General features: G+C 66.8%; 13 protein-coding genes. 7 read left to right on the forward strand and 6 right to left on the reverse strand.

All coding sequences use genetic code 11. The features are described from left to right. Positions 1–114: 114 nt before the first annotated feature. Positions 115–912, reverse strand: coding sequence for a hypothetical protein (locus tag SJH88_RS08260; RefSeq protein WP_274754163.1), 798 nt, complete (start codon positions 910–912; stop codon positions 115–117). A gap of 192 nt (positions 913–1,104) precedes the next feature. On the opposite strand from SJH88_RS08260, the gene SJH88_RS08265 reads away from it, so the two are divergent. Beyond that, positions 1,105–2,100 (forward strand): GlxA family transcriptional regulator, encoded by a 996-nt coding sequence (locus tag SJH88_RS08265; protein ID WP_274754164.1) that lies wholly within the window; start codon positions 1,105–1,107, stop codon positions 2,098–2,100. A gap of 4 nt (positions 2,101–2,104) precedes the next feature. Here the strand turns inward: SJH88_RS08265 and SJH88_RS08270 are convergent, their stop codons facing one another. The 5 genes from SJH88_RS08270 to SJH88_RS08290 all read right to left on the reverse strand — a co-directional run bounded on the left by SJH88_RS08270 (position 2,105) and on the right by SJH88_RS08290 (position 9,305). After that, entirely contained in the window at positions 2,105–2,488 is a 384-nt protein-coding gene (locus tag SJH88_RS08270) for a helix-turn-helix domain-containing protein (protein WP_231907160.1), read from the reverse strand. 54 nt (positions 2,489–2,542) lie between these two features. Further along, on the reverse strand, positions 2,543–4,147 hold the full coding sequence (locus tag SJH88_RS08275; RefSeq protein ID WP_274754165.1) for a phospholipase D family protein: 1,605 nt from the start codon (positions 4,145–4,147) through the stop codon (positions 2,543–2,545). 69 nt (positions 4,148–4,216) lie between these two features. Next, positions 4,217–6,085 (reverse strand): gamma-glutamyltransferase family protein, encoded by a 1,869-nt coding sequence (locus SJH88_RS08280; protein ID WP_274754166.1) that lies wholly within the window; start codon positions 6,083–6,085, stop codon positions 4,217–4,219. An 80-nt stretch (positions 6,086–6,165) separates the two neighbouring features. Next, the gene (gene gltS, locus SJH88_RS08285; RefSeq protein ID WP_043386567.1) at positions 6,166–7,404 is read right to left on the reverse strand and encodes a sodium/glutamate symporter; all 1,239 of its coding nucleotides are present in this window, start codon (positions 7,402–7,404) and stop codon (positions 6,166–6,168) included. A gap of 533 nt (positions 7,405–7,937) precedes the next feature. Then, positions 7,938–9,305, reverse strand: a complete 1,368-nt coding sequence (locus tag SJH88_RS08290; RefSeq protein ID WP_274754167.1) for a GGDEF domain-containing protein — start codon at positions 9,303–9,305, stop codon at positions 7,938–7,940. Between the two features lie 316 nt (positions 9,306–9,621). Between SJH88_RS08290 and surE the strand changes: the two genes are divergently transcribed. The 6 genes from surE to rluB all read left to right on the forward strand — a co-directional run bounded on the left by surE (position 9,622) and on the right by rluB (position 15,337). Then, on the forward strand, positions 9,622–10,410 hold the full coding sequence (gene surE / locus SJH88_RS08295; protein ID WP_043386562.1) for a 5'/3'-nucleotidase SurE: 789 nt from the start codon (positions 9,622–9,624) through the stop codon (positions 10,408–10,410). Next, complete coding sequence (locus SJH88_RS08300) at positions 10,407–11,195, forward strand: protein-L-isoaspartate(D-aspartate) O-methyltransferase (RefSeq protein ID WP_043386559.1); 789 nt, start codon at positions 10,407–10,409, stop codon at positions 11,193–11,195. Before surE ends, SJH88_RS08300 begins: the two co-directional genes overlap by 4 nt. Positions 11,196–11,208: 13 nt before the next feature. Next, complete coding sequence (locus SJH88_RS08305) at positions 11,209–12,072, forward strand: peptidoglycan DD-metalloendopeptidase family protein (protein WP_043386556.1); 864 nt, start codon at positions 11,209–11,211, stop codon at positions 12,070–12,072. A 96-nt stretch (positions 12,073–12,168) separates the two neighbouring features. Further along, positions 12,169–13,182 carry an RluA family pseudouridine synthase gene (locus tag SJH88_RS08310; RefSeq protein WP_420921729.1) on the forward strand — a complete coding sequence of 338 codons (1,014 nt, stop codon included), beginning with the start codon at positions 12,169–12,171 and terminating at the stop codon, positions 13,180–13,182. Between the two features lie 116 nt (positions 13,183–13,298). Further along, positions 13,299–14,009 carry an SMC-Scp complex subunit ScpB gene (scpB, locus tag SJH88_RS08315; RefSeq protein ID WP_274754168.1) on the forward strand — a complete coding sequence of 237 codons (711 nt, stop codon included), beginning with the start codon at positions 13,299–13,301 and terminating at the stop codon, positions 14,007–14,009. A 77-nt stretch (positions 14,010–14,086) separates the two neighbouring features. After that, on the forward strand, positions 14,087–15,337 hold the full coding sequence (gene rluB / locus SJH88_RS08320) for a 23S rRNA pseudouridine(2605) synthase RluB (protein ID WP_274754169.1): 1,251 nt from the start codon (positions 14,087–14,089) through the stop codon (positions 15,335–15,337). The last annotated feature ends 15 nt before the right edge of the window (positions 15,338–15,352 follow it).

Consider the following 15,352-nt stretch of genomic DNA (forward strand, 5'->3'; position numbering starts at 1 on the left):
CCCCTCCAGCAAGGGCTTGATGATCTCGAATTGCTCGCGGCTCGTGTCGCTGGGGTACTTCTTGGTTCGCACCCGTCAATTGTCAGGGAACAATTAAAGATCCTGAACAGGTTCTTAGGGCGTAGCGTTCGGTGGCAGCGCGCCCCAGACTGGGGTGGAATCGGCAGGGTCGGCCGGCGGAAGTTCGATGGGCCCCCAGCTGCTTTCGCAGTGCGTCACCGCCCACTGGCTGGGGCGGAAGCGCGCGGCGGGGCCGTCGGGCTCGGGTTGGCCGAATTCGGCCTCGATGTCGTAGTCGATCAGCGGCCGGTGGAACCAGGCGTATTCGCCCTGTTTGCAGTCCAGATGCGGACGGGCGGGGTCTGGGACCCAGGCGCCATACCCATCGCCAGCCTGGCGGTCGAAGTGGGCGACGGGGCGAATTTGCTGGTCGTGCGCCAGCTCCAACCGGGTGGGGTTGGTCTCCATGGCAGTGGCCCAGGCGCCGGCCACCTGCACCGGGTGGGGAAAGCGCACGGCCCGCAAGCCGCGCAGGCTCAGCGGTCGTTGGGGTTCCCCGTTGTCAAACGGGTCATAGCGGTCGATCAGGCTGCCCTGGGGGATCCGCAGCTCGCCATACTGAAAGTCCTGCGGTAGCACGAAGTGCTGGCGGCTGTGGCGGTAGCGGTGCTGCTGCTCCAGCGTCTGCTGGATCTGCCAGATGTGCTGCGCCAGCACCAGCCCCCAGAGGCAGCCAACCGTTGCCAGCACCGACAGCGCCGCGACCCCCGCCCGCCAGAAGCGGGGGCGCTGCGCAGCGGGCAGGTGGCGGTGGCGCCATTCCCACCGCAGGCGGTACAGCAGCAAGCCGGCGCCCAGCGCCGCAGCCAGCCACGGGGCCAGCAGGAGCAGCAGTTGGGGCCAGGAAAACAAAGGGCCGGGAATCATCGATCGGGGAGTGGGCAGCGCAGGCGGCGATGCCCCAACTGTAGCGATGGTTGCCAGGCACGCCGCGTGGGCGCAGGCATGGGCCTGCGTATAGTCGGCGGCAGCTCGGTGGCCGGCTTTGAATCAAAAATGCCTGTCACCCTCTGTTGACCTGTGTTTTAAGCTACTTTTTTTGATATGGAACACCGCCACGCAGGCGCCCACCGCGTCGATATCGTCGTCTACCCCGGCTTCAAGGCGCTGGAGGCCATCGGCCCGATGTCGGTCTTTGAGTACGCCAACGTGCACCTGCGCGCCAAGGGGCTGGCCGATGGCTATGCCCTGCGCGTGGTGGCCGCGCAGCGCGGGCTGGTGCGCTCGGACACGCTGATGGCGCTGGAGGCCACGCACACCCTGGCCGATGTGGAGCAGGACTCGGGCTGCACCGTGCTGCTGGTGGGCGCGCGCCACATCGCCACGGTGCTGCAGGCCAGCGCGCCGCTGGTGGACTGGGTGGGGCGTGTGGCGCCCCAGGTGGCACGCACCATTGCGTTGTGCAGCGGCAGCTTCTTCCTGGCCGAAGCCGGGCTGCTCAACGGCCGCCGCGCGGCCACGCACTGGAGCGTGGCGCAGGAGCTGCAGCGCCGCCACCCCCAGGTGCGGGTGGATGCCGATGCCATCTATGTGCGCGAAGGGCCGTACTGGACTTCGGCCGGGGTCACGGCCGGGATCGATCTGGCCCTGGCCGTGGTGGAGCAGGACTTTGGCCACGCGCTGGCGCTGGAGGTGGCGCGCGATTTGGTGATGTACCTCAAGCGCCCCGGCGGGCAGTCGCAGTTCAGCGTGCAGCTGGCCAGCCAGGCCGTGCAGCACAGTGGCGTGCGCCTGGTCCAGCAGTGGGTGCTGGCGCACCTGGACCAGCCCATGCCGCAGGCGCTGTTGGCCGACAAAGCTGCCATGAGCGAGCGGCACTTCCGCCGCGTGTTCCAGCAGGAAACCGGCGTCACGCCCAGCGCCTTTGTCGAGAACGCACGCCTGGAGGGCGCCAAGCAGTTGCTGGAGACGCGTGGCGATCTGCCCCTGAAGACCGTGGCGGCCAAGGTGGGGCTGGGGTCGGAACAGGCGCTGCGCCACCTGTTCCAGAAAAGGCTGGGCATCACACCCGTGGCCTACCGCGAGCGCTTTGGCGACTAGCCGTTCAGCGGCCGGGTGTGGGCCAGGCGGCCAGCAAGTCCGCAAATTCATCGGCCGGCGATGGCGCCACGGGCGCGGTCTGTGCTGGCGCGGGGGCGGTCGCCGCCTGTGCCGGTGGCGTTGCGGGCAGCGCCGAGGGCAGCAGCTGCCGCAGGTCCAACTGCGGGTTGACCAGCCACAGGCACATCACATAGGTGGCCGTGGCAATTGCCGGGTCACCGCGCTCCAGGCGGGCCATGGTCGGTTGGGAGATGCCCAGCCGCTGTGCCCACTGTGCCTGGGTTTCCCCGCGCGCCTTGCGGGTGGCGACGATCTGCTGGGCCACTTGCTCGATCTGCGACAGGATGAACGGCGGAAAGTCGGCGGGACAGGTGTTCTGGCGGGGCATGGAGGCCGATGGTAGTACCGTTCGTCGGGCGTTGGGGCAACTCTATGAATAATTTCACAACAACCACTCGATCGGCAGCAGGCCCAGGAACCAGAGCGACAGGCGCTGGTGCCAGCGGCTCTGGGGCTCAGTGTCGTACACCGGCGCGGGATCGCCGACGCCGCTGTGCCAGCGCAGCTGTCCCTGCGCGTTCAGGCTGATGCGGTAGGCCAGGGCCGGGATGGTCTGGTCAAAGCTGTGGCTGATCTGCTGCGCCAGGCGCGGGCTCTCGATCATCAGGCCCATCTCGGTATTGAGCTGCAGCGAGCGCGGGTCGAAGTTGAAAGAGCCGACAAAGGCCCGCTGCCCGTCGACCGCGAAGGTTTTGGCGTGCAGGCTGCTGCCGGAGCTGCCCAGGGCCGTCAGCTGTAGGCGCAGCCGGTCGCCGTCCTCGGCGTAGTCCGGTGGTGTGCCGCGCAGCTCGTACAGTTCGACGCCGTCTTGCAGCAAGGGCTTGCGGTACTTGGCGTAGCCCGAGTGCACGATGGCCACGTCGGTCGCCTCCAGGGCGTTGGTCAGGATGCGCACACGCAGGCCCTGGGCGCGCAGCTGGGCAAAGGCCTGCACCCCGGCGGCCGCGGGCACGAAGTAGGGCGACACCAGATCCAGCGACTGCGTGGGCGTGCCGATGGCACGGCGCAACTGCTCGCCGATGAGGGCGGTGCTCGGGGCCAGGCCCTGGATCTTCTCGGGCGGGTCGCTCACCAGGTGTGCCACGGCCCAGTCCATGGGCAATTGCGCCTGCAGCAGGTGTTGCACAAAGGGGGTGGCTTCCAGCGCCTGGCGGTAGTCCCGGGCTGCGGGCGACTGCACCAGTGCCTGGCCGCTGCGGCGCAAACCCTCGAGTGCCCCTGGGGCGACCGGGCGCGCCACCTGGTCGACAGGGTAGGCGGCGACATGGTTCCAGTAGCAGTCGAAGTCCTGTTCGATGGCAAGCACGGCCGGGCCGATGGCCAGCACGTCCAGGTCGGCAAACACGACGCCATCGGTGGCGCCGAAGTATTCGTTGCCGACATTGCGCCCGCCCACGATGCTGGACTGCCCGTCCGCTGAGAACGACTTGTTGTGCATGCGCCGCTGGGCCCGGCGAAAGTCCGTGACATAGCCCAGGGGCTTGAGCCAGCCCCGCAGCGGCAAGGGGTTGATCAGCCGCACTTCGGCGTTCGGGTGGCTGTGCAGGGCCTGCAGGGCGTCGTCCAGCCCGGTGGTGCCGCCGTCGTCCAGCAGCAGGCGCACGCGCACGCCGCGGTCGGCGGCCAGCAGCAGCTCGTGCAGCAGCAACAGGCCGGTCTTGTCGTGGCGCCAGATGTAGTACTGCACATCCAGCGTGCGCTGGGCCGCGCGCGCCAGCAGGCTGCGGGCGGCGAAGGCTTCGCGTGGATCGCCCAGGGCGTAGAAGCCCGAGTGCGTGGCCGGGGCCTGCGCCTGCTGCCGCAAGGCCGCATGGGCCTGGCCCAGGGCGGTCTGCGCGGACACGTCCGGGGCTATGGCCTGCGTGGCCTGGGGCGGCTGGACGGGGGCGGGCAGGCTGCAGGCACCCAGCCCGCCCGCCAGCACGGCAACCCCGAGCCACGGCAGGCGCCGGTGCCGGTGCTGGGGCGTGGTTTTGCTAAAAAGCATAGCTTTCAGCGCTTGCTGGACAAGCGCTACAGGCTAGAACGGCGGGGGAAACGGTGGGCTGCACCGGCATCAGTCGCCCATCACCACACCTTCGCGGCGCGGATCGGCGCCGCCAAACCAGAAGCGCTTGCCGTGGGCTTCGCCGCGCGTGATGGCCTGCAGGCCGCTGGTCAGGTCCTGCTCCTTCACTTCGGCACCGCGTGCCTGCAGGGCCTGCACGGTGGCGGCGGGGAAGCGCTTCGCCTCCAGCAAGGTCGGGCCGTTCAGGCTGCTGAAGTTGGGCAGGTTGATGGCCTGCTGCGGCGTCAGCCCCCAGCCCAGCACCCCCTGCAGCGTCTTGGCCGTGTAGTGGATGATCTGCGCCCCGCCGGGGCTGCCGGCGCTCATGATGACCTGGCCCGTGGCCTTGTCGAAGACCAGGGTGGGGGCCATGGACGAGCGCGGGCGCTTGCCGGACTGCACGCGGTTGGCAATCGGCTGGCCGTCGGCGGCCCGGGGGGCCATGCTGAAATCGGTCAGCTCGTTGTTGAGCAGAAAGCCTTGGACCATCTGGCGGCTGCCGAACTGGTCCTCGATGGTGGTGGTCATGGCCAGGGCGTTGCCAAAGGCGTCGACGATGCTGATGTGGCTGGTGCCGTATTCGATCTGCTCGTGCATGGGCGCATGGCCGACCTTGAACTGGGCCGGGTTGCCGGGCTTGGCCACCTTCATGCTCTGCGCACCGATCAGGCGGGCGCGCTCCTGCAGGTAGCGGTGGTCCAGCAGGGTGTGCCAGCTGCCGCCCGGGGGCTGGACGAAGTCGGGGTCGGCCACGTACAGGGCGCGGTCGGCAAAGGCCAGGCGTGCGGCCTCGGTGTAGTAGTGCAGCCAGTCTGCGCTGGGCAGGCCGTCACTGCCCAGCGGCATGCGCGCGGCGGGCGTGTGGCCCAGGATGCCCAGGATCTGGCCCACGGCGATGGCGCCCGAACTGGGTGGCGGAAAGCCGCAGAGAGTGTAGCTGCGTGCGGTGCCACCGGGCGCGCTGGCGGGCAGGTTCCAGTCGTGGCACAGGGCCTGGCGCTTCTTGGGCTGGTAGCCGGCCAGGTCCTGCAGCGACAGCACGCCGGGGTTGGTGGGGTGGTTGCGCACCTTGTCGACGATGGCCTGGGCCACGGGCCCTTCGTGCAGCGCCTGGCTGCCGTGCTGGGCGATGGCGCGCAGCACCTGGGCGTAGGCGGGGTTCTTCAGCAGCGTGCCCACGGGCAGGGGCTGGCCGTCGGCGCCATAGAAGTAGGCGCGCGCGACGGGGTCGCTGTGCAGGAATTTCTCGCTGCGCAGCAGGGTGTGCAGGCGCGGGCTGACCTTGAAGCCCTGCTCGGCCAGCTGGATGGCCGGCTGCAGCAGGCTGGCCCAGGGCAGCTTGCCGTGTTCCCGGTGGGCCAGCTCCAGCATGCGCACAGCGCCGGGTGTGCCCACCGAGCGGCCGCCGACGACGGCATCGTGGAAAGCCATGGGCTGGCCGTCGGCCTTCAGGAACAGGTTTTCGGTGGCGGCGGCCGGGGCGGTCTCGCGCCCGTCATAGGCCAGCACCTGGGAGCCCGCGGCGTGCAGCAGGAAGGCGCCGCCGCCGATGCCGCTGGACTGCGGCTCGACCAGGCCCAGCACCATTTGCACGGCTATCGCGGCATCGATGGCGCTGCCGCCGGCCTTGAGCACCTGGTAGCCGGCATCGGTGGCCAGCGGGTTGGCCGCGGCAACGGCGAATTGCTCGGTGGCCCAGCCGGGTTTCTCGGTGTAGCCGGAGCTGCCTTCGGGCTGCGCGGGGATCTGGTAGTTCAGCCCTGCGGTCGGGCGGGTGGGGGTGCCGCAGCCTGCCAGCAAGGCCGTCAAAACGACAGCGCCCAGCACAGGGGCTGGGCGCAGGGTGTTGGGGGTGCGGGCGAGAGCAGGTGCGTGCATGGGGCGGTCTCCTGGGGTCCGTGAAAAAACCCCAGTGTGCCCCAAGCCCGCGTGCCACCGCGTAGGCAGTTTCAGCTAGTTCAATGGATGAACTTGATGAAGGCCTGGATCAGGAAGGCGTTGATGATGTCGATGAAGAAGGCCCCCACCAGCGGCACGATCAGGAAGGCCTTGTGCGAAGGGCCGTACTGGTTGGTGATGGCCTGCATATTGGCCACGGCCGTGGGCGTGGCCCCCATGCCGAAGCCGCAGTGGCCGGCGGCCAGCACGGCGGCATCGTAGTTCTTGCCCATGATGCGGAAGGTGACGAAGGTGGCATACAGCGCCATGACCACGGTCTGCGCGGCCAGGATGACCATCAGGGGGGCGGCCAGATCGGTCAGCTCCCACAGCTTCAGCGACAGCAGGGCAATCGCCAGATAGATCGACAGCGCGGCGTTGCCGAACACGTCGATGGCGCGGTCAAACACCTTGAAGCCGAAGATGTAGTCCAGCGAGTTGCGGATGATGACGCCACCGCCCAGTGCCCAGACGAAGGTGGGCAGCTGGATGGCCGTGCCTTTGGTCACGCCGGTCATGAATTCGGCAAACGCCAGGCAGCCGGCAAACAGGGCCAGGGTCTCGATGGCGGCGTCGGCCGTGATCAGGCGTGGGGTTTTGTTGGGCGACTCGAAGTTGGCCACCAGGCTGTGCTCGGACACCGCCGGGGTTTCTTCGCTCAGCTGTTCGGCATCGCTGCGGGACTTGGCCAGCTTGTGCTGGGTGACCAGGCGCTTGGCCAAGGGGCCGCCCAAAATTCCGCCGATCACCAGGCCGAAGGTGGCACAGGCCATGCCCAGGGTGGTGGCGCCGTTCAGGCCGTACTGGTTTTGCAGCACCGAGCCCCAGGCGCCGGCCGTGCCATGGCCGCCGATCAGGGTGATGGAGCCGGCCACCAGGCCAATCAGCGGGTCCAGACCCAGTGCACTGGCCAGGCCAACGCCGACGGCGTTCTGCACCAGGATGAAGGCGGCGATCACGCCCAGAAACAGCACCAGGCCCGAGCCCCCCTCGCGCAGCTTGGCGAAATTGGCGCTCAGACCAATCGAGGAGAAGAACACCAGCATGAACGCGGTCTGCAGGCTGCTTTCGAAGCCGAAAGTCCAGCCCAGGGTGAGGTGCAGCACATAGATCACGGCGGCGACCACCAGGCCGCCGGCCACGGGTTCCGGAATGTTGAAGTCACGCAGGAAGCGGATGCGCGAGACCAGGAGCTTGCCCAGCAGCAGCACCAGCACGGCGAGGATGAGCGTGTAATACGCACTGAAATTCACATGCATCAAGGGTCCTCTTTCACAAGAAGCGGCAAAGCGATGGTCCATGTCCGGCCGCAGCAGGGGCATGGCCAAAAGCGCTTAAGTTGGTCGGTCAAAGACGTGTGAGAGCCAGTCATGCGTAATGCATATATCTGCAGCTATCAAGTGGATAGCTGGAAGCGCATAGGAATAAAGCGCTATCTGGCGATTGTCTTTGAATATTTTGAAAAGCCAGTTATGACTTTTCTAGATGTGACTGTCCCGCCGCAAGGGGTGGGACGTCCTGCGCGCGGACTATGCACCAAGATGTGCGTTAGCGCTTGCTGATGGCGGGTTTTCCCTGTTGCGTTCTGGGAATGCGATGGGAGCTATCTGCGAAATGTGATAGCAGTCTTGTACCAAGCGCCGCGGCGCTGCGTGGCCCATGGGCTGTGGATCGCGCAGGTGCAGGCTGTGCGCCGCAGTGGGTACTGGCGCACGCTGCGCACCAGCGTGGTGCAATGCCATGCCGCGGTTGGGGCTGAAGGCGGCACGCGGCGCGCCTGCGCCAGTGGTGATTAGGACAGTGCCACGCGGGCCCGTCCCATGCGCTGGGCCTGTTCGCAGGTCTGGGTGGCCCGTGCCAGGGCTTCGGCCGGGGTCTCGGAGCTGCGCACGGCGATCAACCCGGCGCTGAAACTCAGCCCCAGCTTGTGCTCGGCATGCAGCAGCGGGCGCTGCGCCAGCTCGGTCTGCAGGCGTGCCAGCGCCTGGGCGGCATCACCAGGGTCGGTGGCCGGAAAGACGATGGCGAACTGCAGGTCGTTCACCCGCCCCAGGGCATCCTGCGGGCGCAGGGTGCTGCGCACCAGCCGTGCCACATGGGTCAGCGCAGCCAACTCGGCCGGTGGCAAGTCCTGGCTGGGCAGGTCCGTGGCCGCCAGCGGGTCCAGCTGCAGCGTGGCCAGGCTGACATGCTGCGCATGGCGCTGGGTGCGGGCCACTTCCGCCTGCAGGGTTTCCTGCAGGCCCTGCAGGTTCAGGGCACCCGTCAGCGGGTCGTGGCGGGTGCTGCTCTCGAACTGGGTCAGGATGTCGGTCAGCTCGGCAATCTTGCGCTCCTGGGCCAGGGCCTGGGCGCGCAGATCTTCCAGCTGGGCCTGGGCCATGCGGTTTTCGGTGGCCAGGGCATGGCCGGACTGGACCACGGATTCCAGCACCTGCGCCAGGCTGCCCAGGTCCTGGGTCTGCTGGATCTGCTGGGCGCAGTCCTGCAAGGCCTGGGCATGGGTGGCGCTGAGCTTGCCCAGGCTGGCCAGCTGGCTGGTGTGCTCGCCCAGCAACTGCTTGAGCTGCTGGTAGGCGTCGTTACGGGCACCTTCGATCTGCAGGTGGCGGAACAGCAGGTTCTTCAGGTGCGTCTGCATCGTGTCGAGCTGTGCCAGGGACCAGGGTTGCTGCATGGCGCTTGTCAGCGCCTGGGCCTGTTGCTGCAGGGCCTGGTCCTGCGCGGCGATGGCAGAAATGTGCTCGGCCACCATGCGCAGCATGGCCAGCATGCTCTGCCGGCGCTGCGCCTGGTCCTCGGCGGTGAAGGACAGCCGGTAGCTGTAGTTGTGCAGCATCTGCTCCAGCGCGGGCAGCGGCGGCGGCGCGGTGCGCAAAAAAGTGGCCAGCTGGTCGGTCAGCTCGTGCATGCGCTGGTCTTCATCGCCCAGCACGGCCAGGGTGCTTTCCATCATGCGCGCCATCTGGTCGGCCAGGGCCGGGGGCAGGACGTGCACGGTCTCGGTCACGGGGCCGGGTGGGGGTAGCAAGGTGGAATTGCCCAGGTCCAGCTTGGCGAAGCTGGCAATGGCGCTTTGCAGGCCGGTCCAGTCTTCGGCTTCCACCGCTGCGGCAAACTCGTGGGTGATGCGTTTTTGCGCCGGGGTCTGGGTGGGCAAAATGCTGGCGATGCGGCGCAGCGGTGGCTTGGGGAAGGGCAGCTTGGGCAGCAGGCCGGCGACTTCTTCGTAAATGGCCTGGTAATTTTCCGGGGTGGGGGCAGCCGGCGCGAAGCCAACAGCTTCAAGGTGTCGCGTGCAATTTCAGCGGGTGAGAGGGCGGCCACAGCAATGCCTTCTAGTTATGGGGTGGATTTCGGGAGTGTGCCGAATTTCGGGGCAGTCTCGCGGCCCAGAGGGTGTGTAAGTGTGCCCTCATACTCCGCTGGATATTGTCTGGATGCCACCTACAATCGGTGTAATCTGTTTAGAGCCCATGAAGATTCTCATTTCCAACGACGACGGTTATCAGGCCCCCGGCATCGTCGCGCTGCACGCTGCCTTGACTTCCATTGAGGGGGTGGAAGCCGAGGTCGTCGCCCCCGAGCACAACAACAGCGCCAAGTCGAATGCGCTGACACTGCATTCTCCGCTGTACGTGCACCGTGGCGCGAATGGTTTTCGCTATGTCAACGGAACCCCCGCGGATTGCGTGCACATCGCCATGACCGGCTTGCTGGGCTACCGCCCGGACCTGGTGGTCTCCGGCATCAACAACGGCGCCAACATGGGCGACGACACCATCTACTCCGGCACCGTGGGCGCCGCGATGGAGGGTTACCTGTTTGGCGTGCCCGCCATCGCCTTCTCCCAGGTGCAACGCGACTGGGTCGAGCTGCAGGCGGCCGCGCAGAAGGCCAAGCAGATCGTGCAGCAGATGCTGCAGCAACAACTGGTGGGCCAGGCGCCATGGCTGCTCAACGTGAATATTCCCAATCTGCCGCTGGAGCAGATGGGGGGCGTCAAGCTGTGTCGCCTGGGGCGCCGCCATTCGGCCGAGCCCGTGATCACCCAGGTCAGCCCGCGCGGAGAGACCATGTACTGGATCGGCAGTGCGGGCGCAGCCAAGGACGATGCGGAGGGGACGGATTTTCACGCCACCGCCCAGGGCCATGTGTCCATGACGCCGCTGAAGGTGGACCTGACGGACCATGAGCATCTGGTCTATTGGGCGCAGACGGCTTCCCGCCTGGATGGCAGCGCAGGTGCGAGGGCCGCGGCATGAACCAACCCAAGCGACCCGGTTTTCCGGCATGGATTGCGTCCTCCGCGGCGCCCAAACCTGCAGCAGGTGCGCGCACGCCCGTGGCGGCCGGCACCGCTCAGCGCCCGGCGATGGCGCCCGTGGGGTGGGGGCTGGATTCGGTGGCCGTGCGCATGCGCATGGTGCAGCGGTTGGCGGCCTCGGGCATTCAGTCGCAGGCGGTGCTGTCTGCTATGGGCGGCGTGGAGCGGCACCTGTTTGTGGACAGTGCCCTCGTGAACCAGGCCTACGAAGACACCAGCTTGCCAATCGGCTTGCAGCAGACCATCTCCAAGCCCAGCGTGGTGGCCCGCATGATCGAGTTGCTGGAGGGGGCCGAGTGCGCGCGTGCTCCCGGAGGCTTGGGCCGGGTGCTGGAAATTGGCACCGGCTGCGGCTACCAAGCCGCAGTGTTGGGGCGCGTGGCGCGCGAGGTGTATTCCATCGAGCGGCTACGCGGCCTGCATGAAAAAGCGCGGAACAATTTGCGGCCGCTGCGACTCAGGAATGTGCACCTCTTGTTTGGTGACGGAATGCAAGGGTATGCGCAAGGTGCGCCCTACGCGGGCATCATTGCGGCCGCGGGTGGCGATGCCGTCCCCCAGGCATGGCTGGATCAGCTGGCTGTGGGAGGGCGTCTGGTTGCGCCCATGGTAAGAAATGCCGGTCAGCAGGTGCTGCTGGTGATCGATAAAACGTTGCACGGGTTTACGGAATCCGTGCTCGAGGCAGTGCACTTTGTCCCCCTAAAATCGGGGATTGCCTGAAAGGGAAATGAATATGTTGTTATCGCGAGGTCTTGGTTCTTGGGGTGCGGTCTTGGTGGTTGGCGGATTGCTGGTGGGGTGCGCTCAGGTGAACAAGGCTCCGGTGGAAGACCGTGGTGGCTGGGGCGGTGGGTCCGCTGCGCGCGTTGACCCTGCCACGCTGCCTGGTGCAGAGAATGCGGGCAAGCCGGGTTACTACACGGTGCAGCCTGGTGATACCTTGATCCGGATCGGCCTGGAGCACGGCCAAAGCTGGAAGGACATTGCGCGCTGGAGCAATCTGTCCAATCCCGACCTGATCGAAGTGGGGCAGGTGGTGCGCGTGGTGCCGCCAGGGGGCGCGGATGGCGAAGGTGCCCGCCCCGTGGCCAGCACCAAGGTGCAGGCCACGCCCTTGCCGCCGGCCGGCAGCTCGGGCAGCGCAGCACCCGCACCTGCGCCAACGCCCACACCCGTGGCGACCCCACCGTCCGACGCGGCGAAGAATGGTTCGGCGGGTGGCGATGCCAGCGGTTTGGGCTTCATCTGGCCCGCTGCGGGTCCGGTGATTGCCGGCTTCAACGAGTCGACCAACAAGGGGGTGGATATTGCCGGCAAGGCTGGCGATCCCGTGATGGCCGCCGCCGATGGCCGCGTGGTGTATTCGGGGGCCGGCCTGCGCGGCTATGGGCACCTGATCATCCTCAAGCACAACAACACCTACCTGACGGCCTACGCCCACAACCAGAAGCTGCTGGTCAAGGAAGACCAGAATGTGAAGAAGGGGCAGAAGATTGCGGAGATGGGCAACAGCGATGCCGACCGCGTCAAGCTGCACTTCGAGGTACGCCGTCAAGGCAAGCCGGTCGACCCTTCGCGCTATCTGCCCGCACGTTGATGCGTGGCCGGAGGTCTGTCGGATCTCTGGTGCAAATGCCCGGTGCAACCCGCACCGGGCATTTTTGTTTTGACATCTTTTGACCCAGGAGCTGGTGTGAGTGAAACGTCCTTGCCCCCCGATCATGACCTGTCCGTTGAGGACGATGCCGCCGACGTGGAGGTCGCGACGACGGAGGTGGAGCTGCGCGTGCTGCAGGTGACCCTGGAGCAGCACGGCAGCCGGCTGGACAAGGCGCTGGTGGATCTGGTGCCGGAGTTCTCGCGCAGCTACCTGCAGCAGTTGCTGGCGCAGGAGGCCGTGCAGGTCAATGACCGCCGGGTGACCAAGGCCTCGCACAAGGTCAAGCTGGGCGATGTGCTGGCGGTGGAGATGCGTCCTACGGCGCAAAGCCAGTCCTTCCGGGCGGAGGCCATGGCGCTGGACGTTGTCTACGAGGATGAGCACCTGCTGGTGGTCAACAAGCCGGCTGGCCTGGTGGTGCACCCGGCGCCAGGCAACTGGAGCGGCACCTTGCTGAACGGCTTGCTGGCCCACCATGCCGGCGCGGCGGCTGTGCCGCGCGCCGGCATCGTGCACCGTCTGGACAAAGACACCAGCGGCCTGATGGTTGTGGCCAAGACGCGTGCCACCATGGACGCTTTGGTGGCCTTGATTGCGCGCCGCGACGTCAGCCGACGCTATCTGGCCCTGGCGCACAAGCGCTGGAGCGGTCCGGAGCTGCAGGCGGTGAATGCGGCGATCGGGCGCGATCCGCGCAACCGCCTGCGCATGGCGGTGGTGGATCTGGCGCAGCATGCCGGCAAGGAAGCGCGTACCGATATCACCTGCTGGGATACGACGCAGGCGCATTGCCTGGTGCATTGCAAGCTGCACACCGGGCGCACCCACCAGATCCGTGTGCACATGCTTTCCTTGGGGCACCCCTTGGTGGCCGATGCCTTGTACGGGGGCGCGCAGGCCGGTGGCATGGTGCGGCAGGCACTGCATGCGTTTCGCCTGTCATTCGCCCATCCGGTCACGGGCGCGAGCCTGGAGCTGGCGGCCGAGCCGCCTGCGGATTTCCTGCGGGCCATCGAAGAATTGGGCCTGCGCTACAATCCATCCTGATTCTGAAGCTGGGCGCCTGGTGGGTGCCCCTGCGATTGTTGGTGCACTTGCCCGTGAGGGTCCGGTCCATCTGTCTGCCATCCCCTCTTTTGATGAGGCTATCCCGCGCTTGAACCATGCATACGGTTGACGCCAAACGGGTTCTGGAAACCGCTTTGATCTGTGCGCAGCAGCCTTTGCCGCTGCGGGATTTGCGCGCGCTGTTCGATGGCAACCTGGGGGCGGACACCCTCAAGGACTTGCTGCTGGGCCTGCAGCAGGAGTGGGTGGGTCGTGGGGTGGAACTGGTGCAGGTGGCGTCGGGCTGGCGCTTTCAAAGCCGCCCGGAAATGCGGGCCTTCCTCGACAAGCTGCACCCCGAGAAGCCACCGCGCTACAGCCGTGCTGTGCTGGAGACCCTGGCCATCATCGCCTACCGTCAACCCGTGACGCGTGGCGATATCGAGGACATTCGCGGCGTGACGGTCAACAGCCTGATCATCAAACAGCTGGAAGACCGTGGGTGGGTGGAAGAGATCGGTCACCGGGAAACGGTGGGGCGTCCCGCCTTGCTCGCTACGACGCGCCAGTTTCTGGATGATCTGGGGCTGAAGTCGCTCGACGAGCTGCCCATGCTGGATGAGCCGGAGGCCCAGGCCACCTTGTTCTCGGCCCTGGATGCAGAGGCGGGCGACGCCGTGATGGCGCAAGATCCTGCTGTAGCTGTGGATACCGTGCCCGACGACCTGTTTGCAGAACCTGTGTTGCCCATGGACCAGGTGTTTGTTCCGGTGGAAGCGCCGGCTGCCGTGGATGCGGTGGACACCGGCGAGGCCGATCCCGTCTGACCCTGGGGCAAGCTGCCTCGTATTGAATAATGCAAGCGTCGTGCCGATAGGAATGGGCGTGCGCAGAAATGGAAATCATGACCAAAGAACACAAGCCCGCTCGCCGTGCGCCACGCAGCACCGAGCGCAAGCCGCAGATGGACCGCGCGTCCACGCCCGAAGTGGCAAACGCCCCTCAATCCGCGTTGGCGGATGTCTCGAATGCCGAGTCTGGCTACGATTTTGCAGCCGTGATTGCCGGGGAGCTGGATGCAGCCGAGACGCAGCCCGAGTCCGGCACGGTCAAACGCGTGCTCAAGCCCGAGGTGGAATCGCCGAAGCTGCACAAGGTGCTGGCGCAGGCCGGCCTGGGCTCGCGCCTGGAGATGGAGCGCATGATTGTCGAGGGGCGCATCACCGTCAACAGCGAGCCGGCCCACGTGGGGCAGCGCATCCAGCTGGGTGACAGCATCAAGGTGGACGGCAAGCCCATCAAGGTGCGGATCGATCCACCGGCTGTGCGCGTGCTGGCCTACCACAAGCCGGCTGGCGAAGTGGTGACGCTGGATGATCCGCAAAACCGCCCCACCGTGTTTCGTCGCCTGCCCAAGCTGCACAACGGCAAGTGGCAGTCGGTCGGCCGCCTGGACTTGAACACCGAAGGCCTGTTGCTGTTCACCAGCTCCGGCACCCTGGCCAACAACCTGATGCACCCCCGCTTCGGTCTGGAGCGCGAGTACGCCGTGCGCGTGCTGGGTGCGTTGACCAAGGAAGAAAAGCAGCTGCTGACCAGTGGTGTGCAGCTGGAAGACGGTGAGGCCGCCTTCGGTTCCATCGAGGATGGCGGGGGCGAGGGTGCCAATGTCTGGTACCGCGTGACCATCTCCGAAGGCCGTAACCGTGAAGTGCGTCGCATGTTCGAAGCGGTGGGGCGTGCTGTCAGCCGCCTGATCCGTATCCGCTACGGCGCCATGCAGCTGCCCCGCGGCCTGCGCCGTGGCGCCTGGATGGAGCTGGACGAGCAGGACGTGCAGGCCTTGATCCAGGCCACCGGCATCGCCATGGCCAAGCCGCGCAAGCCTGTGCAGCAGGGCAATGCGCGCCGCGAGTCGGACCGTGCCGGTTCACGTGCCAAGGCCCGGGTGACAGCCGCTGCAGAGGCGCGCGAGCTGCGTGCGCGGCGCAAGGCCAAGTCCGCGCCCAAGCGGACCAGCAACAACGACTACCAATTGCCGTCCGTTCAGCCGGATCCGTTGAAGACCTCGGTCGGCTACATCGGTCACGACAGCCTGGCGCGTGCTCGCGCACAGGCGAAGCGCAAGCCTGGCGCGCGGCGCGGCGGGCGCTGATTGGCTGGGCTAGGT

The organism is Comamonas sp. GCA5, assembly GCF_036541385.1.
Classification (GTDB): domain Bacteria; phylum Pseudomonadota; class Gammaproteobacteria; order Burkholderiales; family Burkholderiaceae_C; genus Comamonas; species Comamonas aquatica.